Consider the following 24,867-nt stretch of genomic DNA (forward strand, 5'->3'; position numbering starts at 1 on the left):
GATGCCAAGGCTAAATACTCCGGCTGAGCTGGAAATACTGCGAAAAAAACTGGTTGAAAAACAGTCTGCCAACCGTCTCTGCATAACGATATGTTGCGGCACCGGTTGCCGGGCTTTAGGTTCAGTAAAATTGGTAGACGCTTTCCGAAATGAGCTTGCCAAGCAAGAGCTGGACAATCAGGTTGATATCAAAGAGACCGGTTGTCATGGTTTTTGTGAAAAAGGTTCGGTAGTTGTTATCTATCCCCAAAATATCTGCTATTTCCATGTAAAACCTGAAGACGCCGCAGACGTTGTTGCTAAAACAATAAAAACCGGCGAACTGGTAGACCATTTGCTTTACAAAGACCCTGCCAGCGGCGAAAGGCTGGTTTATCATCAGGATATCCCCTTTTACAAGTACCAGGAACGGACTGTACTGGGCGATAACGAGCATATAAACCCCCAGAATATAGAGGATTATATCCAGCGGGGCGGTTATTCCGCCTTGGTTAAAGCCCTTTTCCAGATGAACCCGGAATCTGTACTGGAAGAAGTAGATACAGCCAATCTGCGCGGACGCGGCGGCGGCGGTTTCCCTGCCGGTAAAAAGTGGCGCACCACCCGTGATGCCGCAGACCCGGTCAAATACGTGCTGGTTAACTGTGACGAAGGTGACCCGGGGGCATTTATGGACCGTTCCATCATGGAGGGGAATCCTCACTGTGTATTGGAAGGTCTAGCTATCGGGGCTTTTGCAATCGGTGCAAAAGAAGGTTATATATATGTCCGTGCTGAATATCCTCTGGCGGTGGAAAACCTGTATGCTGCCATAAGGCAGGCAGAGGAGTATGGTCTGCTTGGTAAAAATATACTTGGCTCCGGCTTTGATTTTATTGTCAAAGTCCACGAAGGCGCAGGCGCTTTTGTTTCCGGCGAATCTTCGGCCCTAATGACTGCCATTGAAGGACGGGTCGGTGAACCCCGCCCCAAATATATCCGCACTGCTATCAAGGGGCTCTGGGATAAACCCTCAAATCTAAATAACGTGGAAACCTGGGCTAATGTCCCCCATATTATAAACAAAGGGGCGGAGTGGTTTAGGTCTATCGGTACCGAAGGCAGCAAAGGCACCAAAATATTTGCTTTGGTTGGCAAGGTTAACAATACCGGATTGGTAGAAGTGCCTATGGGTACTACCCTCCGGGACATTATATTTAAAATAGGCGGCGGCCTGCGTGACGGTAAAAAAATAAAAGCTGTACAGACAGGCGGCCCGTCAGGCGGCTGCATACCCGAAAACCTGCTGGATTCGCCTGTTGATTATGATGTGCTGAGTAAACTGGGTTCTATGGTAGGTTCAGGCGGGCTTATCATAATGGACGAAGAAACCTGCATGGTAGATATTGCCCGCTATTTTATAAACTTTCTTTCAGACGAATCCTGCGGAAAATGCCTGCCCTGCCGCGAAGGGCTTCGCCAGCTGGTAGATATACTTACCCGTATCACTGAAGGCAACGGCACTATGGCAGATATGGATACGCTTGAAGACCTGAGCGGGGTGATGAGTGAAGCCTGCCTGTGCGCTTTGGGACAGCAAGCCCCCAATCCTTTGCTGACCACCCTTAAATATTTCCGCCATGAATACATTGACCATATTAAAAACAAACATTGCGAAGCCGGTGTCTGCAAAGCCTTGCTTACTTTCTATATTGACCCTGACAAATGCAAAGCCTGTATGATCTGCGCCCGAAACTGCCCCACTGATGCCATCAAGGGCGGCAAAGGGCTTATTCATACTATAGAACAGGATAAATGCATCAAATGCGGTGCCTGTCTTGATACCTGCCCCGCCAAATTTGATGCGGTCAGGAAAATATCCGGCATACCTATACCGGAAAATGTACCATCTGGACCTATTCCTTTAAACCGGAAGGCAGAATAATGGAAGAAATCAAGCTTACCATAGATGGCAGGGAAATTACTGCTCAAAACGGGCAAACTGTTTTTCAGGCAGCGGCCGCAGCCGGTATTCATATACCTTCGCTTTGCTTTCATGAGCAGCTTGAACCATATGGCGGATGCCGTGTATGCAGCGTGGAGGTAATAACAGGCTCGCGCTCCAAGGTGGTAGCTTCGTGTGTTTATCCGGCATCAAACGGCCTGGTAGTAAATACCAATACCGAAAAAATACGCCATATCCGCAAGGTACTTATAGAGTTGCTGCTTACTAAAGCCCCCGCTTCAAAACCCATACGAGACCTGGCTGAAGAATACGGTGCGGATACCGCCCGCTTCAGTCATGATGCTTCTTTTTGTATACTCTGCGGCTTATGCGTGCGCTACTGTGCCGAGGTTAAAAAGGCCAATGCTTTGTGCTTTATCAGCCGGGGTACTCAGCGTGAAGTAACGTTTGTACCTGAAATTGCCAACCGTGAATGTGAAAAGTGCCAGCAATGTTTTGATATTTGTCCCACAAACTTTATCCGGGCTAATTTTGAAATGGCCAAAGCTCTCACTTTCGGGACTGAGGAATAGTTATGTTAGAAAATGCTGAATATATAAAAACCGAAGAACTGCTTGACCAAACCCAAAAGCTCTATGACGAAGGGGCAATATTCTGTACGGCTTCCTGTATAGACTTGGGTGATGAATTTGAAGTTATTTACCACTACAATCTGGAAAATGGCCTTAGGATGAAGCATCTTCGGTTAAAAATAGATAAAAATGAAACTGTTCCCAGTATTTCAAATATATATCTATGTGCTTCGCTTATTGAAAACGAAATGCAGGAGCTTTACCAGCTCAAACTCAGCAAAATTGCTATAGATTTCAGCGGCGGTTTTCTGGTCACCAAAGAAACCCCCAAAAGCTACATGATAAAAGCCCCTGATTACAAGCTTATTCCGGTAGAACGCCTGACTGCCCCCTGCCAGAGGACTTGCCCGGCAGGTATCGATGTATCCCGTTATGTCCGCCTTTGCGGCGAAGGGAACTATGATGCGGCCTTAGCTGTAATCAAACAGGCCATGCCTTTCCCCGGAATACTGGGCCGGGTTTGCTTAGCCCCCTGTGAATCTGCCTGCCGCCAGGGCAAGTGCGGAGAAGCTATAAGCATCAAACAGCTTAAACGGGCGGCCTATGAATACGGCCATTATACAGATATCCTCACCGCCAAAGCCACTGGCAAAAAAGTGGCCGTGGTTGGCTCTGGTCCGGCTGGCTTGGCAGCAGCTTATTTTCTGGCCAAAAAGGGGCATAAGGTAACTGTGTTTGAGGCTTTGCCGAAAGCCGGCGGCTATATGCGGGTAGGCATACCTGAATATGCACTGCCCCGCCAGATACTGGATGCCGAAATTGAAAACGTTGCCAAACTGGGTGTTGAGTTCAAGCTGGGTACAGCCGTAAATTCGCTGAGTAGCCTCAAAGAAATGGGGTTTGATGCCACTTTGCTGGCGCTGGGTGCCAATCAGGGAGTACGCCGCTCTAACATAATAGCCGCTTTCAGCGGAGCTACAGACGTATTTAAAAAATTCGGGCTGGCAGTTGAAAATATAAACGGCAGCAATGTGTTTAAGGTTGACGATGATACGCTTAGTACTTCGCAGGAGGGTGTTTTTGCCTGCGGAGACGCCGTAAACGGGCCTACTTCGGTAATTCATGCCGTTGCCTCCGGTAAAAAAGCGGCCGCCAGTATAGACCAATATCTGGGCAGTGACGGCAAGTGGGTGTATGAAAATATTGTAGCCCACGAGCCGATATCCCGTGATACTTTCCTTGAACGGATTTTGCCCAAGAGCAAACCTTTAAGTGTTAAATATGATATTAAGCAAGCCAAAGAGCGAAATGAAGAAACTGCCGGCTATAGCCGTGAAGTTGCCGCCGCCGAGGGCAAACGCTGCTGGCGCTGTGATTTGGAGGAATAAATGGCACGAACAGTAATACCCTTCGGGCCACAGCATCCGGTATTCCCTGAGCCGGTACAACTTAAACTGGAATGCGAAGACGAAACGGTAGTCGGGGTTACGCCGGTTATCGGTTACGTACACCGCGGGGTAGAAAAGGCCTGTGAGATAAATACCCTGCGGCAGAATATCTTTCTGGTAGAACGTATCTGCGGCATCTGTTCAATCCAGCACGCCCTTTGCTATTGTCAGGGCATAGAGGAACTGGCTGGTATTGAAGTTCCCCAACGGGCACATTATCTGCGCACTGTCTGGGCTGAGCTTTCCCGTCTTCACAGCCATAGCCTCTGGCTGGGTTTGTTGGCGGATGCACTCGGTTTTGAAAGCCTGTTCATGCAAATCTGGCGTGCCCGTGAGATTATCCTGGATATACTGGAGATGACTGCCGGACACCGGGTGATTACCTCTGCCTGTGTGGTGGGCGGAGTGCGCCGTGACATAGACACCGAAATGCTGAAAAAAACGTCCGATATGCTGGGTGAGTTTAGAAAGATGATGGATAAAACTATCCTGCCCACCCTGCTGAATGACCCCACCTTGAAAAAACGGACTGTAGGCAAAGGTATTTTATCCTATGACCAGGCTATTACTTTAGGATCTTGCGGCCCTACCATGCGCGGCAGCGGCGTTTCGTCTGATGTCCGTTCCACCGGGTATGCCGCTTTTAAGGAGTTGGGCTTTGAACCGGTAGTGGAAACTGCCGGAGACAGCTATGCCCGTACTTTAGTACGCACCCGTGAATTATATCAATCTATAGACCTTACTCTGGCGGCTCTCCATCAGATGCCTGCCGGTGAAATAATGGTTAAGGCAGATGCCTATCCCGAAGGGGAAGTATTCACCCGGGTGGAACAACCCCGAGGTGAACTTACTTACTATATAAAGGCTAATGGCACTAACCACCTGGACAGGTGCAAAATACGCACTCCCACTTTTGCAAATATCCCTACCCTATTGGTAATGCTGCCGGGGTGTGAACTGGCAGATGTGCCTGTTATTACTTTATCTATAGACCCATGTATATCCTGCACGGAGCGTTAGGAGAAGGCTATGCCCTGGATGATAGGAACAATACTTAAAAATTTGTTTTCAACTCCCCCCACCCGCCGCTACCCATACGAAAAACGGGAGTCATTTGCTGATTCACGTGGCAACATTACCTGGGATGCCGGGCGTTGTGATATGTGCAATGATTGCGCCCGGGTCTGCCCCGCCCGCGCTATTGCTCTTAAACCGGAAAAACATATTATAGAGTATGACCCGTTGAAGTGTATTTACTGCGGGACCTGTACTGAGACATGTCTGCAGCATGCCATTATCCAGCATCCGTTGTATGCTGCACCTCAGGTTGAACATATTTGCCAGATAACCGAAGTACATCACTACCGCTACTAGGCAAATAGTTTCTTTAATAATCAATCCCGGTTGTAACAGGGATTGATTATTTGACAAGCAAAAACATTATGTCAATATGTCAGGCAGTGTCTGCGGTAAATGGCATTACGTCTTGTATTTGGTCTGTATTACAGAAAAACATAACCAGGCGGTCTATACCCAGTGCATTTCCTGCACAAACGGGCAAATGTTTTACGGCCTCTAAAAATTTATCAGGTGAAACTACCCGTCTATTCTGTTCGGATTCTATCAGCCATTTTTCTTCGGCAAAACGGCTTGCCTGCTCAAGCGGGTCTGTCAGCTCTGAATAGGCATTGGCCATTTCCAAGCCGGATATAAAAAACTCTGCTCGTTCGGCTACTTCCGGTTTAGTCTCTTTTATCCTGGCCAGAGATGCCATTTTAGCCGGATAATCCATCAGCACCATAGGCTGTTCGGATGGAAAAGACGGAATAACCTTTAACACCAGGTCATCATCAAAACGCTTTCCATCATCTATAATTATAGGATTCCAGCCTGCGATATCCCTAAACGCATCATGTACCGTTTTGCGTTCCCACGGGGGGGTAAGGTCAATATTATGCCCCAGATAAGAAACCATGGGTTTGCCAAAAAGCTTCATGGCGATATAATAAAATAGATTCTCGGTATCAGTTATCATCTGCAGGTAATCTGTTCCGACCCTATACCATTCAAGCATACTGAATTCAGGGTTGTGATGGCGGCCTTTTTCTTCAGCCCGGAAACAGCGGCTTATCTGATAGATGGTTGTATATCCCGCTGCCAGCATACGCTTCATATACAGTTCAGGTGAGGTCGACAGATAACCATTTTGGCATTCAATCGGTTTTATATAGCGTTCCGGCGCAACTGAGGGAACAAAAACAGGGGTCTCCACTTCCAGAAACCCCTGCTCATTGAAAAAACTGCGGATTAAACCCAGGATTTGCATGCGGCGTTTCAGGTTATCTTTCAGTCTTTCCAGCCGCTGCCTCTCGTCAGAATACATTACAGTTACTTCTTGTTGCCTACTCTTTCAACATAGGCACCGGTACGGGTATCTACTTTTATAATATCCCCTGCCTTCATAAATGTTGGCACACCAATTTCCATGCCATTGGAAAGTTTGGCTGGTTTATTCTGGGCAGTTACTGTTTCCTTGCCTGTACTCATGGAAGTTTCAATTACTTCCAGCTCAACAAAATTAGGCAGCGTGATTTCAATAGGCGTATCACCTAAAAGCTGCACAGGGATAACCATGCCATCTTTCAGGAAAACGCCTCTTGAACCCATGCGGTCTTCAGCCATATAGTGCTGTTCAAAGGTGTCAGTGTTCATAAATATATAATTGCCGTTTTCATGATAGAGATACTGCATATCATAGGTAGATACATCAGCTTCTTTGAGCTTATCCCCGGAATGAAAAGTGCGCTCCAGAATACCGCCGTCCATTAGGTTGCGGAATTTTATCCTGTACACAGCGCTTCCTTTGCCCGGCTTCATAAAATCCACATCATCCACGTTGTACGGTATATCATCCAACAGGATTTTCTTGTTCTTGCTGACTTCCTCTATATTCATACTGGCCTTTCGTATTAGAAAATACTAAATGTGTTCAATCCGAAAATAATAATGTATATACGTGTACCAAGTCAAATTGGTTGTCAGGTATATTGACGCTATTATTTTTTGTAATTATAATTAGTGATAAGCAAATAGTTGTAGTAACAATAAATATTCATGTCACCAATATATATTGAGAGAACACACATGACTAAGGAAAATTGCTTTGAAAATGCAAAAACAATCCTGGTTAGTGATATTCTGGGCCTTATCCAGAAACTTTATACTGAAGCACTGGTAGTACCGCAGGGATTGCTGGAAACAGAAATTACCATGCCCCAGTTACGAGTACTATTACTATTGCGTTTGAATGGGCCGCTTTCTATGGGTGTCATATCCAGAAAACTTTGCATTGGTTTGGCTACCCTTACGGGTATTGTAGATCGTCTGGTCAGGCAAGGCTTTGTAGAACGCGAAACCCCACCGGATAACCGCCGTGTAGTTATCTGTCATTTGACCGAAAAGGGGATTTCTCATTATGAGAGTCTGTGGCAGTTTACTACAGACAAAATAGCTGAACTGTTGGATGGGGTAGACAACGAAGGTTTGTCTGTAATACGCAACGGTTTCTGCATACTGGAAAAATCAGCTGCCAGCAAATCAGCGGCTATCGAAAATACTAATAGGATTTAATCATATGTTCAAAATCATCGCCGGGTGGGTCATAAAGTTTAAATATTTAGTAGTCAGTTTCTGGGTGATCCTAGCTGCTGTAATGGCATTTGCCGCCCCATCCTTACAGGAAGTAAGCAAACTGGACCAGTCCGGTTTTATGCCCACAGATTCAGATTCAACAAAAGCCAGTGCTCTGCTAAAGCAATACTTCCCAGATGAAATGGCCTCGGTTTCCGGTATGTACCTGATTATGTTTAACAAATCTACTCTCAGCCAGACCGATATGGATTATGCGAATCTTATTAGTCAATGGCTGTCTTCGGAGGATGCACCTTATGGCATTGGTGAGATAGATTCGGTATTCAGTAACCCTCAACTATCCAACCGCCTTATCAGCCCGGATAATACTACCATGCTAATCAATATCAGCTTGATGCAGTCCGCTCAAGACAAGCAATCTGAAATAATTATCAATGCTATTCACTCCCGGCTTACAGATATACCTATAGGACTTGAGATATATGTATCAGGTGAGGCGGGTATGTTAAATGACCTGTATGCAGCTTTGGCAGACAGTATAGACCTGACTACGATAGTTACTATTATACTGGTTTCGGTTTTGCTGCTTATTATCTACCGCTCACCGGTAGCTTCACTTGTACCTCTGTTAACGATAGGCATTGCCTATCTGGTAAGCCGTGGTGTGCTTGGTTATATGGCCGAATCAGGGGTAAATATCTGGTCACAGCTGGATATATTTATAGTGGTGCTGATTTTTGGTGTAGGTACAGATTACTGTTTATTTTTGATATCACGTTTCCGTGAAGAACTTCATAATGATCAAAACCGCTGGGATGCGCTGAAAACAGCTTTGGGACGTATTGGAGCAGTTGTTTCTGCCAGTGCCATAGCTCTTATAGTAGGCTTAATGGGCATGGCGATTGCCCGCTATCAGATGATTCAAACTATGGGGCCTTCGCTTAGTGTAACTATTGCCATTACACTGCTGTGTGCTATTACAATTACTCCCGCACTGGCATCTATATTTGGCGGCAAAATATTCTGGCCAAGCAAATTTGATGCCAACCAGAAAGAGAAGCATGCTGCCTTATCCCCTACCAACAAGTTTCGTTTCTGGAGTTGGGTGGGCACTATAACAACCAAGCACCCTTTACCCATAGCTCTGGCGATAATCGGCTTGCTTTTTGTACCCTATACCCAGCTATCGCAACAACGGCTTTCGTTTGATACTATCAGTGAACTCCCACAGGATGCGGAGTCTGTTATAGGTTTTAATAAACTTGTGGAACATTTTAATATAGGTGAGATGATGCCCACCACGCTGGTACTGGCGGACAGAAACGGACGAAGCTTGAGTACGGCTGATATTCTTGATGAACTGTCAGATTTGACTGCAAGTCTGGAAAGCCTAAAAGGTGTAGATGGTGTACAATCAGTGCTTCAGCCGGATGGTACTGCCGCCTCAGGTACAGCACTTTTAGCTGCAAACCAGATACTTAATTTAATACCTGACCGGTCTTCAGAAAATACAACTCCCGCTGAGCTGGTTTCCGACCAGACTTTGGCAGGTTTTTGGTTTATAAAAAACTATCTCACGGAGCTTAATCAAAGTTTCCCTTGGGTGGCAGAAGAAACCGCCTATCAAAGTTCTATGGCATCGCTTGATAAGATAACAAATATGCTTTTGGATATCCGTTATTCCGCTCAGATAGATACCCAGCTTAATGTACTTACTGAACAAATTCGCCAAACCGCAGATGCTTTACGACTTGGGTATCCTGCCAAAATTGAAATGATTTTTGCCGTTAAAGCCTATTTGGCTGAAAGTGCCCAGTCATATGGCTTTATTGCCGGTTTATATGACTATCAACAAACTATGCAAAAAATTGATAATATTGCGGCGCTGATTGCGCAAGCTAATAACGATGGCAGTATTGTTTCCGGACTGTATGGTCTGGCTTATTCCACCGAACATCTGGCGTTTGTAATAGGCAGTCAGGGGGTCTATCACCTATTTCCACAGTCATTGCCCGCAGATAGCTCATTATCCGGTACATCTAAAATACTGCTGGGTGAAATCGGATTATTCAGCCAGAATATGCACTCTTTAAGTAGTATATTTTTTGCCCACGGCAACCCGTATTTTATATCCCAAACACTTATAAAGGCCTCACCGGAGCTAAATAGTCTGGTTAATATGTTTTATTCGGAAGATCAGTCAGGCGTACGCATATTTTTAACTCTTTCTGATTCTCCCTATAGCAACGCGGCAATGGATACTATTTCTGAGATAAAAGCATTACTTCAACCAAATAATTCGGATGGGCAACTTTCAAGTTTGGAGTATGGTGTTCAAGGTACTAGCGCCACTAGCCAAGACGTCAGAGAAATGATTGAACAAGATTACACCAATATCCAAATGATAATCCTGGGAGGGGTTTTTCTGGTCTTGCTGATTCTTTTGCGAAGCATAGTCGCCCCTGTATATCTGCTCCTTACAGTCATGCTTAGCTACGGGTCAACCATGGGCATTATAACCTGGCTTTTTCAAGATTTGCTGGGGCATGCCGGTATAAGCTTCATGCTACCGATTATACTATTTACTTTGATTGTGGCACTTGGCTCAGATTACAATATTTTCCTGGTATCGCGTATCCGCGAGGAATCCGAGAATAAACCTATCAAAGAAGCTGTAAAAAATGCCATTTCTTCAACCGGTGGAGTCATTGTTGCCTGTGGCCTGATACTGGGAGGAACATTTGCGGCTATGCTCACATCACCCATACTTACCATGTATCAGTTGGGGGCTGCTGTTGCTATCGGTATTATAATGGATACGGTCATTGTCCGGGGCATTTTAGTGCCATCGCTGGCAACCATAGTCGGCCGCTGGAATTGGTGGCCATTTCACAAACTGAATAAATAAAAAATGTAAACCATAGTTAACAGCAGGCGTTTTTAAAATACTTTGCATTTATAGCTTAAAAGTATTCTGCCCAAAACCTTTATCTTAGTTAAAGGCAAATGCTGACTGGTACCATTGCCATTTGAAAGTCGCAGCCCCTTTTCGGTGGAATAAAGGCTGTACCCGTAAACGCCTTGATCTATCTGGCAGGCGTATAAATTTCCATCTTCAATAGCATGTTCCGCTTGAATTACCACCATTTCACCCTGATAAATCCCAAAATGTTCAAGATGATTATCTTCGACCTGAAGGGCATAAATATTCTTTCGGTCTTCAACTATGCTGCGAGGGATAAGGAAACTCTTGTATGCCAAATCTCGTTGAGTCTTGCGTTCAGGCATGCATCCATGTACACAGATTTCCACTGTCTCAAGTCTTTTAAAAACAGTTTGGACTTCTGCCAATATATCTTCAATCTGTCTTGGGGATACCGGTTCATTTTCAGAAATAAGCTTGGCAGGTTCAATACCAAAAGCATTTGAAAGCTTATTTGCAGTTGCTAGAGTAATACTCTGCCTCTCACCTTTTTCCAGCTTTCTTATATATTGTCCTGAAAGCCCTGAACGGGTGCCTAGATATTCAGGCGTCCAGCCCCGGGCCTTCCGAAACTCTCGTATTTTTTCGCCTATACTCATCATTGTAATTATATAGACATTATGCACTTAAATTATGTAATTGACAATATGTATTTTTCGGTTTTTTATCCGCATAAATGCATGAATATGCCGGGATAAATGGAACAATAAAACGTATATCACCGAAATATAAACAATAATGCAGTAAATATAGAGAAAATATGCTTAGTTAGCAAAAATAGGCATTGTAGTAATATGGTGGCTGAATATTTGACGAAAAACGGTTAGCAAAACACGAGGGAGTAAGTGGTAGGCCGTACAGGTCTCGAACCTGTGACCCTCTGATTAAAAGTCAGATGCTCTACCAACTGAGCTAACGGCCCACAAACAGACGTTATTTTAGCATCGATGGGTAGGTTTTGACAAACTTTAAGCGGCTATTTTGGGGTTATTTTTGAAATATTTGTCACTATTAGCCAAATCTCACCTATTTTGTTGTGGTTTCAGCCGGGATAGATTTAATTTCGAGGTTAGATTTCCTTTTGCGGCGTTTCCAGCCTAATCCCTCCAGAAAATCACCTATAATTATTTCCTGATATGATTCATGGCGGAGAGATAAATCAGGGTTAATGCGGTATTTTATGCCACGTCCCTCTTTTTTCTTGGCTATGTAACCTTCAGTTTCAAGATCGGCAATTATTTTTCTTACAGCCCGCTCGGTAATATGTATATTTTCAGCAATTTCGCGTGCGGTAATACGTGAATGTCTGGCTAAAAAACTTAGCACCAGTGCGTGGTTTGTAAGAAAAGTCCAGCTCGCCATTCATAACTCCCCTAAAATTTATGTCCAATTTTACCATTTGACAAGTGCTTTGATTAGTGATAAATTATTCATGTTTTAGATATCATAACTAGTTAAGCATGAATAACAGAACATCCTGATTGTAAACTATTTTATTCATGCATGCAATATCTAAAACTGACAACGTAAGTGTTGCCACATCGGGTACATTAGAGTGCACGAAAGGGGGTGACTACAATGGTTGACAAAAAACCCATGGCTCCTGCTGCCAAGCCCGGCGCTCCCGCTGCCAAGCCCGTTAAGAAGTAACTGGTAATTCACTGATGGTAAAGGGCAGGAGAATCTCTCTCGCATCAAGGGTGATTCTCCTGCATTATTTTTGAATATGCTCTGGTTGCCTGTGTTAATATTCGTGGCCACTATTTTGCTGGTGGTTTTTAAACCTCGGCCTTTTAACGAAGCCGGGGCTATTTGTTTGGGTGTCTTTCTTATGCTTTTTACGGGGATTATTCCCCTTTCTAATATCAGCCAGATATTTTCGGCAAACCTCAATATTCTATTATTTTTCTTTGGTCTTATGCTGGTAAGTTATTTCGCAGAGTTATCCGGTTTTTTTAGTTCGGCGGCCAATCTAGCTTTAAAACTTTCCAAGGGTAATTCTTGGCGTTTGTTGGGCTTAGTTTTTGCTCTGGGTATTATCATCACTATGTTTATGTCAAATGATGCCACTGCCCTGCTCCTTACCCCGGTAGTTTTCATGCTTGTTAGCCGGTATGGGCTAAAACCTTTACCATACGTATTTGCTTGTGCCTTCGTGGCAAATACAGCCTCAATGATTTTTCCATTTTCCAATCCGGTAAATTTATTGGCTGTAGACAAGTTTAATCTTAGTCTTAGTGAATATTTGACGTTTATGCTAATTCCTAGCCTACTTGCCATTACAATCACAATAGCTATATTTTATTTTGTTTTCCGGCGTGATCTTACACCAAGGTTTTCAATAATGGAGAACAAACCTGTTGCCTTAAATAATTATTCACGCTCGGTCCGATTTACATTAATTTTTCTGGCAGCAGGTTGTCTTTTAACTTCCTTTATGGGGTGGCCGCTTGCAATTCCGCTTATGGTGACTGCTTTTATACTGTTAGGTATAACCTTAGTTTATAAAAAAATGGATTTCAATCATCTCAGACATTCTGTTTCATGGTCCATACTGCCATTTGTTCTGGGGTTGGCTTTCATGGTAAATGGGTTGGAAAATGCCGGGTTGACTACGACGCTTGGTAACTGGCTTTCCGGAACTATGGCTAGTGGTGGCCAACTGGAAACCGGGTTGATTACGTCTTTCGGCACAGCTATCGGTTCCAATTTTATAAATAACTGGCCGATGATGATGGTTTCAGTATCCAGTTTATCCGTCATAACTGATATCAGTGGCGGCAATGCATGGCTGGTCTATCAGGCTATTTTGGGCGCAGATTTGGGGCCTAATCTGCTTATAATGGGCTCATTATCTACTATGCTTTGGCTTATTCTCTTACGTAAACGGGGGCTGACAATAAAGCCCATGGAATACACAAAACTGGGGCTGCTCATCACTCCTCCGGTGCTTCTGATATCAACTTTGGCCATATTTCAGTTGGGGAAATTGAGTAATTAGTATGAAAACAATCACTCGCAAGAGTTTGGATAATAGCATAAAAGACGGAGCGGCATATTCAGCAATGCTGGGGCTTACCCAGGACTACGTAACTCCTTTCGCTCTGGCACTAAAAGCTTCCGTACCTCAAATTGGTATACTGTCGGCTTTACCGAACTTATCAGTTGCTTTCTCACAGCTCTTTGCCCCATTTCTTTCTGAAAGGGCTCAGAGCCGCAAGAGTTTCGTGTTCAAAGCAGTATTATTGCAAGCTGTATGCTTTTTACCTGCTTTTATTATGCCTGTGCTTTTCCGTGATTTCGGAGTTTGGTGGCTAATACTCTGGTACACACTGGGTACTATGTTTGGTTCACTTGGTAATCCTGCCTGGTCAAGTCTGATGGCTGATTTGGTGCCGGGCTCTATTCGGGGGCGTTTCTTCGGCTATCGCGGCATGATAGCCGGCATAATGACTCTGGCATTTTCGCTGGCCAGCGGCTTACTTTTGCAGATAAGTACGGATACCCTGTTTTTGGGTTTTGGGCTTATATTTTTCGGTGCCAGTTTAGCTCGTTTTATTTCAAGTTTCTTTTTAAATAAAATGGAAGACCCTCAAGCCAAAGCCCCTGTGAAAGATGGCGTAAGCATGAAAGCTTTGGTAATGGATCTGAATAAAACCCCCATGGGGAAATTTATATCTTATTCAGCGCTTATAAATTTCAGTACTTATATTGCCGCCCCATTTTTTGCTGTTTATATGCTGCGTGAGCTTGGCTTTGATTATCTGACTTATATAATAGTAATTTCCTCAGCTTCAGTTGCCAACTTCGTATTTATGAAGGTTTGGGGAAGGGTTTGTGATATATGCGGTAACGTAAAAATACTTAAATTATGCAGTATTTTTGTGCCTGTTGTGCCTTTGCTCTGGATATTCAGCCATAACATATATTATCTGATAGGTGTTCAGGCGCTTTCAGGAATAATATGGGCAGGTTTTCTGCTATCCGGTACCAACTACATTTTTGAAAGTTCAAACCGCCGTAACCGCATGCGGGGTTTTGCACTTTACACAGGCGGAAACAGTCTGGGGATTGCTTTAGGGGCACTTACGGGAGGTTTCTTAGTCAGTATTTTGCCCCAGCTGAACGGCTATCACATGCTAAGTCTTTTTCTTGTTTCGGTAATAGCCAGAGCAATAGTAGTGAGCCTGTTTATAAATGGTATTAAAGAAATGAAACTCAAGGAAAATCCTATACCGCAGGCATTTATTTCTGCCTATAAACTGGATTTATTGGCTCTAAAAATCAAAATTATATCTCAGTCTATATTTCAGCTGCCGCGCATTTTCCGCCAGCCGCTCCGCTCTGGAATAGTGATAAGGATATTCCAGCTGATTATCCGTTTCTAGTTTGTAAAAATTTACCTCGGCCTGTTACAAAAATACGTTTGCGTATATATATATTTATGTAAATGCCCTGCCGTGCCAGTTGGATTTGCCAATCTCCAGTACTATAATAAACCGTAATATATCTTAAGTGAGGCTTGCCATGGTTGACCCGCGTACTGAAAAACTGGCCGATTTACTTGTTAACTACTCTATCGAGGTAAAACCCGGCGATAAGGTTGCCGTTAACTATTTTAGCAGTGCATTGCCTCTGGCAGCAGAAGTATACAAGAAAATACTAGCTGCCGGCGGTCATCCATTAATGCAAGTTTCTAAAAATGAGTTTCTGGAATATCTGCTGAGATATGGTTCTGATGAACAAATAAGCTATGTTCATTTTCCACAGAGATATATTACGGAACATTATGATGCCACTATCCACCTGCTGGCTGAAGAAAATACTAAAGCCATGACCAGTGTTGATCCCCGAAAAATGGTGGCCTTTGAAAAAGCCCGCACCGACCTTATGGAAACCAGTATGAGACGAACAGCAGAGGGGAATTTCCGCTGGGTTTTAGCTATTTATCCCACTAACGGATATGCTCAGGATGCAGGGATGAGTTTGGAAGAATATACTGATTTTGTTTACAATGCCTGCCTGCCGGATATGAATGACCCTGTAGCCTTTTGGAAAAATCTGAATAAGCGCCAGCAAAAAGTAGTAGATTGGCTTAAAGGTAAAAAACAGGTACATATCAAAGCCAAAGATACTGATTTGCACCTGAGCATTGAGGGACGAAAGTTCATAAGTTGTGATGGAAAGCTTAATATGCCTGATGGGGAAGTATTTACCGGCCCTGTAGAAGATAGTGCCGAAGGGCATGTATATTTCTCATATCCGGCCATAGAAGCCGGACGCGAAGTTACCGGGATACGTCTTTGGTTCAAAAAAGGCAAAGTAGTGAAAGCAACTGCCGAAACCAATGAAGAATTCCTGCTTAAAACATTGGATACTGACTCCGGCGCTAGGTATTTGGGTGAATTTGCTATAGGTACAAGTGAAGGAATCCAAAAATTTACCAAGCAAATACTCTTTGATGAAAAAATAGGGGGAAGTTTTCATCTGGCCTGTGGCGCAGGTTATCCTGAAACCGGCAGTGTAAATAAATCTGCTATCCACTGGGATATGGTATGCGACCTGCGGGACGGCGGCGAGATATGGGTAGACGGTGAGCTATTGTATAAAAACGGTAAATTTATTATCGAATACTAATTTTATATAGTCAAAATAATTATGGCGGGGTGGCGGGATATGCTTAAAATCGTATCACAAGACCATTCGTCTTTTACGGACAGGTACGAAGCCGGTGCTTTTTTAGCTATTGAACTTGGTAATCTGAAGGGTAAACAGGCAGTTGTACTAGGTATACCCCGCGGCGGGGTGGTTATTGCTTCCCAAATAGCTGACCGCCTTAGAGATGCCAGACTGGATATAGTCCTTTCCCGCAAACTCCGTGCCCCATCCAACCCGGAACTAGCCATAGGTTCAATATCTGAAAATGGCCAGGCATATTTAAACCACCACCTGATCCATCAACTGGAGATTCCCCTTGAATATGTGCATAAAGAGGCTGAATTTCAGCTTGACGAGCTTAAACGGCAGGCACGTGTTTACAGGGAAGTTATCCCCCGTATCCCCCTGAATAATCACCTGGTTATAATAACCGATGACGGCATAGCTACCGGTTCTACCTTTGAAGCAGCTTTAACATCAGTACGGCAGGAATGCCCTGCCTATCTTATAGCAGCCATCCCGGTAGGCTCGGAAAGTACTCTTAGGCGGCTGGAACATTTAGCGGATGAGGTTATCTGCTTAAAGTGCCCTAAGAAATTTGAATCAGTCGGACAGTATTATTACTATTTTACCCAAGTAGATGACGATAATGTGCTTAATATATTAAAGCGTTTTCGCCATATATTATAGAAACCAGAACCAAATAGATTTACTCTGCCGGAGGTTATATTTTATATACATCTGGCGGTTTTAACTCATATTTTTTACGCCGGGATTATTTTGCGGGCCTTTGAGCTGATAAACATGTTATAAATATATAACGTGTTTATTAAATTGATTACCCTGGAAAGGATTTGCCTGTTATAATAGGTTTTGTAGCAAAACAATATTTGATATAGCTGACACAAATATCCCCAGGAGAAGGAAAGGATTTTGCCGAATGAGTGAAGAACTAAAAGAGTTGATTGAAGCGGCGATATACAAAGAAGTTGCCTCTCAGTCACTTTACCAGTTTGCCATGCAAAAAACCAACGATACATCGGTTATACAGCTTTTAGAAACACTGATACAGAACGAAGAAGGTCATCTAAAAATACTTAAAGATTTGCTGGTCAAAGGCAAATTTAAACCGAAGGCTGTCACTCCCCGTTTGCAAACTCTTAAGCTGGATACCTATATTAAAGGCGGTACACAACTGGAAGGATCAGGTCTGCAGGACATACTTCTTTATGCTATTAAGGAAGAGCAATCAGCTGCAGAGTTCTATTCCCATCTTATGTCTACCTTTATAAGTCAGGAAGCCAAAGATATGTGCCGTTTTCTGGCTGCCGAAGAATTGGAACACAAACTAAAACTGGAACTGATTTATGATGACCTGTTTTTCATAGAAAATTAGGTTCGTAGACAGAATTTTGCTGTTAAAATACATGAATACCCAACAATCAGGAGGTTAAAGTGTCTGAAGATATCGCTAAAATACAAAAACCCGAAAGCAATAAATATACGGATAAAAAGAAACTTTACGTTGTGCCGCTGGTGCTCGGCTGGAAGGAAGCTCCCCCAGAATATGAAGCTATGCTTAGCCGTTACTGGAAAGAAGTTGGGGTGCAGCTTGCCCATCTGGAAAGCCGCATCGGTAGTGTCAATTATGTATTTCACGAATCTGTAGACCAAAACGGGATTGAAGGGCTGGATGTATTGACCAATTTTAGCCCTGTAAGCAAAGAAATGGCTCTCCGTTTTATAGAAAAGGGCGCAACTGTAGAGCTGACTGAAGATAATGAACTGGTGAGGGAATGTCTGGATTGGGAACGATTTATGCTTATAGGTTTTACCAGCCAAAATGTATCAAAACTGGTATCCGAAAAATTCATTCAGGCGGTAAAGAGCAGATATGAGTTTATCCGCAACCGGATAAGTGAAATAATAAAAGAAAATCAGGCCGGTGTACTTTTTATCCGCGAAGGCAATTTAATGCAATTTCCCACGGATATTGAAGTCTTCAGCGTAGCTCCGCCGGTTCTGGATGAAATTCACCGCTGGCTTAGAGAACGCCGTGATAAAATACCGGCTCAGTCAGAAGGTGATGATATTGATTCATGTATTGCCGAAGATCCGGGAAACACACCTCATGCTAATGGCACTAAATAATCATTAAATTAACAGTTATCAAAAAGGCGGCTTATCTGGTCACTCAGCTGGTTACGGACAACGCTATCCAGACTAAGCCCGCCTTCCAACATACTTAATCCGTTTTCCACCTGCGCATTGGTTTGCCTTAGATTTTGTATCTGGTCAGATTGATATTGCGCCCTCTGACTTATCTCGTCCAAATCTATCTCCAGTTCAAATCTATCACGCAGAAATTCAAGAAGAAGTAACTCAGCTGCAGCATCACCGCTTGTTTGCAGATAGAATGGTAAAACCTGCCACAGGCTCATGGCATTTATTCCGCATTTACCGGCCTGCCAAATCACAAATGAGTTTATATCTACCTTTTGGTTGGGCGGGGTGTCAAAATTCATATTGCACTCAACCCCTGCATTTTCCAAACTGTATTTATGGATATCTGAATTTACTACCGCCATAAGGCGATGAGGTGCTGTGTGTGAAATCATGGCACCTACACTGCCCAAACAGATAATTTCATTTGCCTGATAGTCCGCGGCGGCTTTTATAAGTTTACTTATGTAATCATACTGGTTAAATTCCGGAATACTCCCCTTGAATATAAGCAACTGCCTGCCGGACAGGTATTTCAGTGTACCTGCAGGGAAGTTTGCTAGATCTTCTCTTACAGCTATGCCGCTGAGTGAGAAATATTTCTCTATCTCCAGTTCAAATACAACAGAGATGGTATCCTGTTTTTCCATCTCCGCCAGTACTCTTTCGCTCAGTAAACCGAATTCACCTTGCCAGGCAATAATCAGACATTTTGCCTGCAATTTCTTAACTTCCATGTTCATTCTGGTTATGGTCTTTCTTGAAAAATTCATTTATATTTTCTTTGAGCCACTTTTCATCATCATCGGAAATCCCTTGGTTTTCGCTTTGATGATAACGGTTATCCAGCTTCTGACGCACCAATTCCGGAAAACGGGAGTACATATCTGCAATCATCTCATCAATTTCTCTAACCGATTCATCCATCCGGAATAAATCTACGCTGATACGTATCACATATCTTAAGGCTTCAAGAGAAGAACGGGAAGCATGCGGATAAACCAACGGTAAGTGGGAAAGGTAATCAGGTATTTCGCCCATGAGACACGCAGCAGATATCTTTCGTTTTTGGGCTACGCCCAGTAAAAGCCCGTTGAGGCCGGAAATATTGGTTACAAAATTCTTGCCTGCCAGATTACTCTTGAGTTCCTCAGGCAAACGTTCCTGTATCATACCGAGAAAGTTTTTATTGTTGGCAACAGTCCAAACCTTGGGTTTGATTTTATGGTGAGTCATGGTGACTGCTGCGCCAAAGGTGATAATACGCTGACAGCCCAATTCTTCGGCTACGTCCAATACACGGTTTGCCATGCGGTGTGCCCGGCTTCCCTGCGCATAAGTGTTCTGCCCATCAGCAGGCTGTTCGTCTCCCATGAATATTATGATATCCTGACCACACCACTGCTGATAATAAAAACGGCTTAAAGGAAAACGCAGTTCCTGTTGAACACCATTTTTAATACTTACTCCGGCAGGGTAAAAAAACTCTTCAGGTTCTATATCTGCCAGAACTCCTGCCCCAAGATGATCACGCAAAGTGGCCAGGGTCACGATACCCACGTTGCCAACACCCGGCCAAGCCGCCAGCATTATTGGGGATTTCATTTCCGGCTTATTATGGTAAATTATTCCCATACCTTTGCTTATACCCCTTACAATAATATATTAAAATTAATTTAAACGGCAATTCAGCCCGCCGTTATTTAGTATGCTAAATAGTACATGTTTGAGGGTTTCATAATAAACAGCTACACCCTTTTCAAGGCATAATACTGCTTAAAGAATCTGCTGGATTTTTACTGATGTAAAAGAAACATGACAATATTGTATATTGGTATGTTTAAAGGGTTAATTTCAGTTTTCGAATAACCCCAGCAATTTTCCGAATAAAAAGAATCCACTGATACTTATTAACAAAATAAGAACAAAGGTCAAAATAACCCGCGGAGAAAAGAAAGCTTTTATTATGGCACCGCGTACTAACTTGGCATGCTGCTGTTTTACCAGATTTTCCGCTGCTCTTCCAGCTAAATATTCATCTTGCAAGTCAGGCATGGCAAAAACCCTCTTAGACCAGCCAATCAGCCCAGATATATCTCAAGCGCATCTTCGGCTACAGTTATCAAACGTCGGGTGGTATCCAGTTTTATAGAGTACATATAGCTGGTTATGGGTGGGTTTTCATTTTTGGGATCCATATAACGTACAAAATAATCTTCGATAATTATGCCGGTTTCAGAAACATATTTATCAATTTCAGGGTATTTGGAGGTCATGTTGGCTAAACGGACTGAAAGTATTTTTACTCTTTGGCCTTTTAGAAAACGTGGTGCCATCCCCATTCCTCCATTGATGTTATTTTACTTTATCCCGCTTTATCAACCGGGTATTATTTTGAAAGATAGGAGAAGACACTCGTGCAACAATACGCTGCCCCCATCCAAGTATATACCGACATACTTTACCATATCTTTAGTTATTAGGATACTTCCCCATCGCCATTAGGCTTAAAAGGGCAAAGTTTTATATCACCCCAAATCCCTATTTTGTCATCTTTGATAAGTACCAGACCGTGTACTCCCTCTATTTTCTGCCCATATTCCAATGCTGACGGAATATCCTCACAGGTTTTCACCAGATTGGCTACCGCAGTGGCAGCAGCATCTGCCAAAATGGCCGAGGTTGATACAACCATGGCCGCATCAGCCTTGCCGAAACTAAAACTATGCCCTACCGTACCGGACGATGTGCAAATCCCTAAGGGACTATTTTCGGGACTTATTTCCAATGCCAATGTACCGCTCAAAGGAGATTTGCCGGCAAATATGCCAATCCGTCTGGCGGAAAGAGTATGTACAAATATATCTCCGCCGTTTTCAACCAGAATCTCCGGACTATATGCTAAAAGCTCTTTGCCAACATATTGGGCTACTGCCCCGGCAACAGCTGCCATAGGCCCTACATCTGCTTTAGCTGCAGCTTCAGCCATATCGCGTATAATGGGGCTGGAATCAGGATAAATTTTGACAGGTTTGAGACTGGAGGCAAAGACAGGATAACGCTTGATATAATCCGTGATTTCCTTACGGTACTTCCTGACAAAAAAATATGCTACTTCTTTAAGTTCTGTTGCAGCCAGTATTAATAAATCCGATTCCTCTTCAACCACTTGAAAGGAGTGCAGGCGTCCGGCATTTACCCAGTTTCGGTATGTACGGGGTTCATACATATTATCCCGCTAAAAGTGCAGTTCCATAGCCCGCGGAGGGCATGATTGAATACATATGCCGCAAACTATGCATTTTTTGGCATCAAACTTAATCTCTCTGCTCTCACTATCTATGCTGAAAGCATCTACTGGACACATAGTCACACACGCTCCGCAGTGCGTACAACGATTTTCGTTGCGGGTTACTTCACGGCTTAAAGAATCTATCTTGACGCCGGCTTCATTCAGATAGGCAATACCCTTGTCATACGCCTCACGTTCACCGGTAATCTCCAGCACCATCAGCCCCTCTTTATCTGGGGTTATTGATGCTTTGAGAATATTAAAAGCCAAATCAAAATCCCGTATAAGGTGGTAAACAATAGGCCGGTCTACCAGTCTTTGAGGAAAGCGTAAAACTATTCTTTTAGATGTCTTCATGTTACCACCTACAGGAGATGATGATTATCGTCACTCAGCGGGCGTTCTTTAAACGGCCGTATTTTAAGACCGGAGTCTATTCCCGGCAGAGGTGCAACCGGACTGGTAATTTCAAATCTGCCCTGCTCAATCCAGTCTTTTAGTTTACCGGCAATTTCCCTGGCACGCGAATAGCTGCAAAGTGAAGCAGTAGGTATATTTTTACCGTTTATACTTACACTGCCACTGCGCAGTTGGGCATAAGTAACTTCGGCAACCGCACCGGAACGCAGATTCGGATAAGCAGACGAATAATCGATAACTGTACCGATAATATCATTATCTGTAACAAGCGTAGACTCAAGTATCTCTTCGGAGAGTATAGGTATAGGTACACCGATACCTACAGATAAAGTTACTCCATATCCCAACATACTGGTACCAACAAGATACCGGGAGTCCATTTGTTTCAGGTCACCTATAACGGTCAGCGTACCTGCCCCGCCTTTGGGTACACCGCTATCGGTTCGGGGAACACCGGGGTTATGCTGGGTACCTTGCCATGCGATATAACCGACACCTCCGCCTAAAAATATGCGACTGCCAATGCCTATCGTACGGTAATAAGGGTCATTAAGGAGAGGCGACAGCATACCGGCAGTGCAATAATTTATGTTGCCCATATTAGGTTTTAAAACACCCATATAGGTATAGATGGTTTTGTCAGAAAGATTAACAGCTACATTATAGTTCTGGTAGGCGTTACGCATATTAAACAGCACAGCTTCGTTAAGGTCTTTTATATTTATATAGCTGGAAAGTCTCCGGCGGGGATAGCAGTCTGTTCCATAAGCGCTGGCTTCAAGACGTATATCTTTGCCGGCCACCAATTCTTCTATCACGTGCCCGCCGCCGTAATTGAACTCACCCGGGTGAATGCGGTTTCGGGGATCATCATCCGGTAAAGCGTTAGCACCGATAAACAAATCTGCCGCCGCAAAAGCTGCATAGGCTGGCACATCATTTAAATACGCCCGGCCTCCGCCTAGTTTCATACGGGGATTGGTATGGCCTATATTAAAATAAACCCCAGAGGAGCACATAGGGCCGAAAGTACCAGTGGTAACCACATCAACCTCTTTGAAGGTAGTTTTCAGCCCTTTTTCTTTGGCATAACCTACAATTTCTTCGGCCGTAAGGACAACAGCTTTGCCTTCTTTAACTCTCTGGTTTATTTCCTCCAGCGTTTTTTGCATCTCAGCCCTCGCCTGAAACAAAGCCTGAAACAGGTACGTCTTCAAGCTAAAATTTAGATAACTATATCACTTACAATAGTAGTCTTCAAACAAATATATCTGCTGCAGTGGTAATATAGTTATAATATAATAAAACGAAGTAGTACTTTTGGGGGATTTAACTTACTAAAACTAACTTATACTATAGTATGATATCATACCTGTTTAAAAGGAAGACAAATGCGCGCTGACGAATTATTGAAAATAGCGGTAGACAAAAAAGCCTCGGATTTGCATCTCCGGGTGCCAAACCCTCCCGTACTCAGGATAGATGGTGCACTTAAGCCTCAGACAGACTGGCCGGTTTTATACAACAAGGCGATTGAGCAGATACTGGAAGAGATAACCACGCCCGAACAGCGTGAAATATTTTATGCGGAAAAAGAGCTGGACTTTGCCTATAGCGTAGCCGGAGTGGCCCGTTTCAGGGTAAATGTGATGAGACAACGCGGTTCTATCAGCATTGCCTTCCGCCAAGTACCTTTTCAGATACGAAGCATAGATGAACTGGGCGTACCAAAAATCTGCAAAGAGCTTATTCTGAAACCGCGCGGGCTTATACTGGTAACCGGCCCTACCGGAAGCGGTAAATCCACCACCATGGCCGCAATGGTTGACCACCTGAACAATACAGATTCACGCAACGTTATTACTATCGAAGACCCTATTGAATACCTGTACACAAATAACCGCTGCATTATTGCCCAGAGAGATTTGGGTGACGATACCAAGTCTTTTTCTACTGCTTTGAAACATGCCCTTCGTCATGACCCTGATGTGATTTTGGTGGGTGAAATGCGTGACCTGGAGACTATTTCTACCGCCATCAGTGCCGCTGAAACAGGCCACCTAGTAGTGGGTACTCTTCATACCACAGATGCCCCTCAGACTATAGACCGTCTGATAGATATATTCCCTCCTGACCAGCAGCAGCAGATACGCATGCAGCTGTCTCTGGTTATTGAGGCAGTGCTGGTGCAAACCCTGTTACCCAAACTGGAAGGTAAAGGGCGGGTAGCTGCTTTTGAAATAATGGTGGCAAATACTGCCGTACGCAACCTGATACGTGATAAAAAAGCCCATGAACTTCACAATGTAATGCAGTTAAGCTCCAAAGACGGTATGCAGACACTTGACCAATCTTTGGCAAACCTGGTACGCCAAAATATGGTTTCGCTTGAAGAAGCCATGCTAAAAAGCAGCAATCCGGAAAGATTGCAAAAACTGCTTGCATACCAACAAACCAAGCAAAATCAGTTCTGAATACATCACTAGAAACCTACATCGTTTTATATAGATTTTTAGTATGGGCGGGTGATACGGATGTACAACCCGCCCATACTTTTTTTTACATATTATCCCGGTATCGGCTAGATAAGTTCTAATACTTTAGTATTAGACTTTATTATTAATTTTAGTCTTTTATAGAACTTTTAACACTTATATATACTATTTTGCAATACC

Annotated in this window: 25 protein-coding genes and 1 tRNA gene; 14 read left to right on the forward strand and 12 right to left on the reverse strand. The window is 43.6% G+C overall.

Annotated elements, in window-relative coordinates; all coding sequences use genetic code 11:
- Nucleotide 1 precedes the first annotated feature (1 nt).
- From UCH007_RS03740 to UCH007_RS03760, 5 genes are read left to right on the forward strand one after another with little or no spacing between them, the layout of a single operon-like run.
- Nucleotides 2-1,924, forward strand: a complete 1,923-nt coding sequence (locus tag UCH007_RS03740) for an NADH-ubiquinone oxidoreductase-F iron-sulfur binding region domain-containing protein (RefSeq protein ID WP_046961089.1) — start codon at nt 2-4, stop codon at nt 1,922-1,924.
- Nucleotides 1,924-2,517 (forward strand): 2Fe-2S iron-sulfur cluster-binding protein, encoded by a 594-nt coding sequence (locus UCH007_RS03745; protein WP_046961090.1) that lies wholly within the window; start codon nt 1,924-1,926, stop codon nt 2,515-2,517. Before UCH007_RS03740 ends, UCH007_RS03745 begins: the two co-directional genes overlap by 1 nt.
- A 2-nt stretch (nt 2,518-2,519) precedes the next feature.
- Nucleotides 2,520-3,905, forward strand: a complete 1,386-nt coding sequence (locus UCH007_RS07890; protein WP_046961091.1) for an FAD-dependent oxidoreductase — start codon at nt 2,520-2,522, stop codon at nt 3,903-3,905.
- Nucleotides 3,906-4,985, forward strand: a complete 1,080-nt coding sequence (locus UCH007_RS03755) for a hydrogenase large subunit (RefSeq protein ID WP_046961092.1) — start codon at nt 3,906-3,908, stop codon at nt 4,983-4,985. It begins immediately after the preceding gene.
- Between the two features lie 9 nt (nt 4,986-4,994).
- The gene (locus UCH007_RS03760; protein WP_023652329.1) at nt 4,995-5,339 is read left to right on the forward strand and encodes a 4Fe-4S binding protein; all 345 of its coding nucleotides are present in this window, start codon (nt 4,995-4,997) and stop codon (nt 5,337-5,339) included.
- A 79-nt stretch (nt 5,340-5,418) separates the two neighbouring features.
- On the opposite strand, the gene epmA is transcribed toward UCH007_RS03760, so the two are convergent.
- On the reverse strand, nt 5,419-6,348 hold the full coding sequence (gene epmA, locus UCH007_RS03765) for an EF-P lysine aminoacylase EpmA (RefSeq protein WP_023652330.1): 930 nt from the start codon (nt 6,346-6,348) through the stop codon (nt 5,419-5,421).
- A 5-nt stretch (nt 6,349-6,353) separates the two neighbouring features.
- Complete coding sequence (efp, locus tag UCH007_RS03770) at nt 6,354-6,920, reverse strand: elongation factor P (RefSeq protein ID WP_012882061.1); 567 nt, start codon at nt 6,918-6,920, stop codon at nt 6,354-6,356.
- Between the two features lie 189 nt (nt 6,921-7,109).
- Here efp and UCH007_RS03775 point away from each other — a divergent pair, with 189 nt between their 5' ends.
- Together UCH007_RS03775 and UCH007_RS03780 are read left to right on the forward strand one after the other, a co-directional pair.
- Nucleotides 7,110-7,595 (forward strand): MarR family winged helix-turn-helix transcriptional regulator, encoded by a 486-nt coding sequence (locus tag UCH007_RS03775; RefSeq protein ID WP_023652331.1) that lies wholly within the window; start codon nt 7,110-7,112, stop codon nt 7,593-7,595.
- Nucleotides 7,596-7,677: 82 nt separating this feature from the next.
- On the forward strand, nt 7,678-10,524 hold the full coding sequence (locus tag UCH007_RS03780; RefSeq protein WP_231854741.1) for an MMPL family transporter: 2,847 nt from the start codon (nt 7,678-7,680) through the stop codon (nt 10,522-10,524).
- A 32-nt stretch (nt 10,525-10,556) separates the two neighbouring features.
- Here the strand turns inward: UCH007_RS03780 and UCH007_RS03785 are convergent, their stop codons facing one another.
- The 3 genes from UCH007_RS03785 to UCH007_RS03795 all read right to left on the reverse strand — a co-directional run bounded on the left by UCH007_RS03785 (nt 10,557) and on the right by UCH007_RS03795 (nt 11,961).
- A complete protein-coding gene (locus tag UCH007_RS03785; RefSeq protein ID WP_046961094.1) occupies nt 10,557-11,201 on the reverse strand; it encodes a LexA family transcriptional regulator in 645 nt (214 codons plus the stop codon).
- A 244-nt stretch (nt 11,202-11,445) separates the two neighbouring features.
- Nucleotides 11,446-11,521 (reverse strand) — tRNA-Lys (locus UCH007_RS03790).
- A 104-nt stretch (nt 11,522-11,625) separates the two neighbouring features.
- Entirely contained in the window at nt 11,626-11,961 is a 336-nt protein-coding gene (locus UCH007_RS03795) for a helix-turn-helix transcriptional regulator (RefSeq protein ID WP_023652334.1), read from the reverse strand.
- Nucleotides 11,962-12,325: 364 nt separating this feature from the next.
- Between UCH007_RS03795 and UCH007_RS03800 the strand changes: the two genes are divergently transcribed.
- From UCH007_RS03800 to UCH007_RS03825, 6 genes are all read left to right on the forward strand, one after another.
- Nucleotides 12,326-13,600 carry an ArsB/NhaD family transporter gene (locus tag UCH007_RS03800; RefSeq protein ID WP_023652335.1) on the forward strand — a complete coding sequence of 425 codons (1,275 nt, stop codon included), beginning with the start codon at nt 12,326-12,328 and terminating at the stop codon, nt 13,598-13,600.
- Between the two features lies 1 nt (nt 13,601).
- Nucleotides 13,602-14,987, forward strand: a complete 1,386-nt coding sequence (locus tag UCH007_RS03805; RefSeq protein ID WP_023652336.1) for an MFS transporter — start codon at nt 13,602-13,604, stop codon at nt 14,985-14,987.
- A gap of 139 nt (nt 14,988-15,126) precedes the next feature.
- On the forward strand, nt 15,127-16,236 hold the full coding sequence (locus UCH007_RS03810; protein WP_046961095.1) for an aminopeptidase: 1,110 nt from the start codon (nt 15,127-15,129) through the stop codon (nt 16,234-16,236).
- Nucleotides 16,237-16,275: 39 nt separating this feature from the next.
- Nucleotides 16,276-16,947, forward strand: coding sequence for a phosphoribosyltransferase (locus tag UCH007_RS03815; protein WP_046961096.1), 672 nt, complete (start codon nt 16,276-16,278; stop codon nt 16,945-16,947).
- A 250-nt stretch (nt 16,948-17,197) separates the two neighbouring features.
- Nucleotides 17,198-17,653 (forward strand): rubrerythrin, encoded by a 456-nt coding sequence (locus UCH007_RS03820; protein WP_046961097.1) that lies wholly within the window; start codon nt 17,198-17,200, stop codon nt 17,651-17,653.
- 59 nt (nt 17,654-17,712) lie between these two features.
- Nucleotides 17,713-18,408, forward strand: coding sequence for a hypothetical protein (locus UCH007_RS03825; protein ID WP_046961098.1), 696 nt, complete (start codon nt 17,713-17,715; stop codon nt 18,406-18,408).
- An 8-nt stretch (nt 18,409-18,416) separates the two neighbouring features.
- Here UCH007_RS03825 and UCH007_RS03830 read toward each other — a convergent pair whose 3' ends face one another.
- From UCH007_RS03830 to UCH007_RS03860, 7 genes are all read right to left on the reverse strand, one after another.
- The gene (locus tag UCH007_RS03830) at nt 18,417-19,217 is read right to left on the reverse strand and encodes a PAC2 family protein (RefSeq protein WP_231854742.1); all 801 of its coding nucleotides are present in this window, start codon (nt 19,215-19,217) and stop codon (nt 18,417-18,419) included.
- Entirely contained in the window at nt 19,207-20,085 is an 879-nt protein-coding gene (locus UCH007_RS03835; RefSeq protein WP_231854743.1) for a PAC2 family protein, read from the reverse strand. The genes UCH007_RS03830 and UCH007_RS03835 overlap by 11 nt, the downstream gene beginning before the upstream one ends.
- 249 nt (nt 20,086-20,334) lie before the next feature.
- A complete protein-coding gene (locus tag UCH007_RS03840; protein WP_023652343.1) occupies nt 20,335-20,535 on the reverse strand; it encodes a hypothetical protein in 201 nt (66 codons plus the stop codon).
- 26 nt (nt 20,536-20,561) lie between these two features.
- A complete protein-coding gene (locus UCH007_RS03845) occupies nt 20,562-20,816 on the reverse strand; it encodes a hypothetical protein (RefSeq protein ID WP_046961101.1) in 255 nt (84 codons plus the stop codon).
- A gap of 143 nt (nt 20,817-20,959) precedes the next feature.
- Nucleotides 20,960-21,709: a UPF0280 family protein gene (locus tag UCH007_RS03850; protein WP_046961102.1), complete on the reverse strand. Its 750-nt coding sequence runs from the start codon at nt 21,707-21,709 to the stop codon at nt 20,960-20,962.
- 9 nt (nt 21,710-21,718) lie between these two features.
- Nucleotides 21,719-22,129: an NIL domain-containing protein gene (locus UCH007_RS03855; RefSeq protein ID WP_012882077.1), complete on the reverse strand. Its 411-nt coding sequence runs from the start codon at nt 22,127-22,129 to the stop codon at nt 21,719-21,721.
- Between the two features lie 8 nt (nt 22,130-22,137).
- Nucleotides 22,138-23,364 (reverse strand): homocysteine biosynthesis protein, encoded by a 1,227-nt coding sequence (locus tag UCH007_RS03860; protein ID WP_023652345.1) that lies wholly within the window; start codon nt 23,362-23,364, stop codon nt 22,138-22,140.
- A 219-nt stretch (nt 23,365-23,583) separates the two neighbouring features.
- Here UCH007_RS03860 and UCH007_RS03865 point away from each other — a divergent pair, with 219 nt between their 5' ends.
- Nucleotides 23,584-24,666, forward strand: a complete 1,083-nt coding sequence (locus tag UCH007_RS03865) for a type IV pilus twitching motility protein PilT (protein WP_041330915.1) — start codon at nt 23,584-23,586, stop codon at nt 24,664-24,666.
- Nucleotides 24,667-24,867: the final 201 nt, after the last annotated feature.

Source organism: Dehalococcoides sp. UCH007, assembly GCF_001010485.1.
GTDB classification, from domain to species: Bacteria; Chloroflexota; Dehalococcoidia; order Dehalococcoidales; family Dehalococcoidaceae; genus Dehalococcoides; species Dehalococcoides mccartyi_A.

Bases quoted from the DNA above. Each gene is read 5' to 3' on its own strand.
- UCH007_RS03740 (WP_046961089.1), top strand. From the start codon at position 2: ATGCCAAGGCTAAATACTCCGGCTGAGCTGGAAATACTGCGAAAAAAA.
- UCH007_RS03745 (WP_046961090.1), top strand. From the start codon at position 1,924: ATGGAAGAAATCAAGCTTACCATAGATGGCAGGGAAATTACTGCTCAA.
- UCH007_RS07890 (WP_046961091.1), top strand. From the start codon at position 2,520: ATGTTAGAAAATGCTGAATATATAAAAACCGAAGAACTGCTTGACCAA.
- UCH007_RS03755 (WP_046961092.1), top strand. From the start codon at position 3,906: ATGGCACGAACAGTAATACCCTTCGGGCCACAGCATCCGGTATTCCCT.
- UCH007_RS03760 (WP_023652329.1), top strand. From the start codon at position 4,995: ATGCCCTGGATGATAGGAACAATACTTAAAAATTTGTTTTCAACTCCC.
- epmA (WP_023652330.1), bottom strand. From the start codon at position 6,348: ATGTATTCTGACGAGAGGCAGCGGCTGGAAAGACTGAAAGATAACCTG.
- efp (WP_012882061.1), bottom strand. From the start codon at position 6,920: ATGAATATAGAGGAAGTCAGCAAGAACAAGAAAATCCTGTTGGATGAT.
- UCH007_RS03775 (WP_023652331.1), top strand. From the start codon at position 7,110: ATGACTAAGGAAAATTGCTTTGAAAATGCAAAAACAATCCTGGTTAGT.
- UCH007_RS03780 (WP_231854741.1), top strand. From the start codon at position 7,678: ATGGCATTTGCCGCCCCATCCTTACAGGAAGTAAGCAAACTGGACCAG.
- UCH007_RS03785 (WP_046961094.1), bottom strand. From the start codon at position 11,201: ATGATGAGTATAGGCGAAAAAATACGAGAGTTTCGGAAGGCCCGGGGC.
- UCH007_RS03795 (WP_023652334.1), bottom strand. From the start codon at position 11,961: ATGGCGAGCTGGACTTTTCTTACAAACCACGCACTGGTGCTAAGTTTT.
- UCH007_RS03800 (WP_023652335.1), top strand. From the start codon at position 12,326: ATGCTCTGGTTGCCTGTGTTAATATTCGTGGCCACTATTTTGCTGGTG.
- UCH007_RS03805 (WP_023652336.1), top strand. From the start codon at position 13,602: ATGAAAACAATCACTCGCAAGAGTTTGGATAATAGCATAAAAGACGGA.
- UCH007_RS03810 (WP_046961095.1), top strand. From the start codon at position 15,127: ATGGTTGACCCGCGTACTGAAAAACTGGCCGATTTACTTGTTAACTAC.
- UCH007_RS03815 (WP_046961096.1), top strand. From the start codon at position 16,276: ATGCTTAAAATCGTATCACAAGACCATTCGTCTTTTACGGACAGGTAC.
- UCH007_RS03820 (WP_046961097.1), top strand. From the start codon at position 17,198: ATGAGTGAAGAACTAAAAGAGTTGATTGAAGCGGCGATATACAAAGAA.
- UCH007_RS03830 (WP_231854742.1), bottom strand. From the start codon at position 19,217: ATGGAAGTTAAGAAATTGCAGGCAAAATGTCTGATTATTGCCTGGCAA.
- UCH007_RS03835 (WP_231854743.1), bottom strand. From the start codon at position 20,085: ATGAAATCCCCAATAATGCTGGCGGCTTGGCCGGGTGTTGGCAACGTG.
- UCH007_RS03840 (WP_023652343.1), bottom strand. From the start codon at position 20,535: ATGCCTGACTTGCAAGATGAATATTTAGCTGGAAGAGCAGCGGAAAAT.
- UCH007_RS03845 (WP_046961101.1), bottom strand. From the start codon at position 20,816: ATGGCACCACGTTTTCTAAAAGGCCAAAGAGTAAAAATACTTTCAGTC.
- UCH007_RS03850 (WP_046961102.1), bottom strand. From the start codon at position 21,709: ATGTATGAACCCCGTACATACCGAAACTGGGTAAATGCCGGACGCCTG.
- UCH007_RS03855 (WP_012882077.1), bottom strand. From the start codon at position 22,129: ATGAAGACATCTAAAAGAATAGTTTTACGCTTTCCTCAAAGACTGGTA.
- UCH007_RS03860 (WP_023652345.1), bottom strand. From the start codon at position 23,364: ATGCAAAAAACGCTGGAGGAAATAAACCAGAGAGTTAAAGAAGGCAAA.
- UCH007_RS03865 (WP_041330915.1), top strand. From the start codon at position 23,584: ATGCGCGCTGACGAATTATTGAAAATAGCGGTAGACAAAAAAGCCTCG.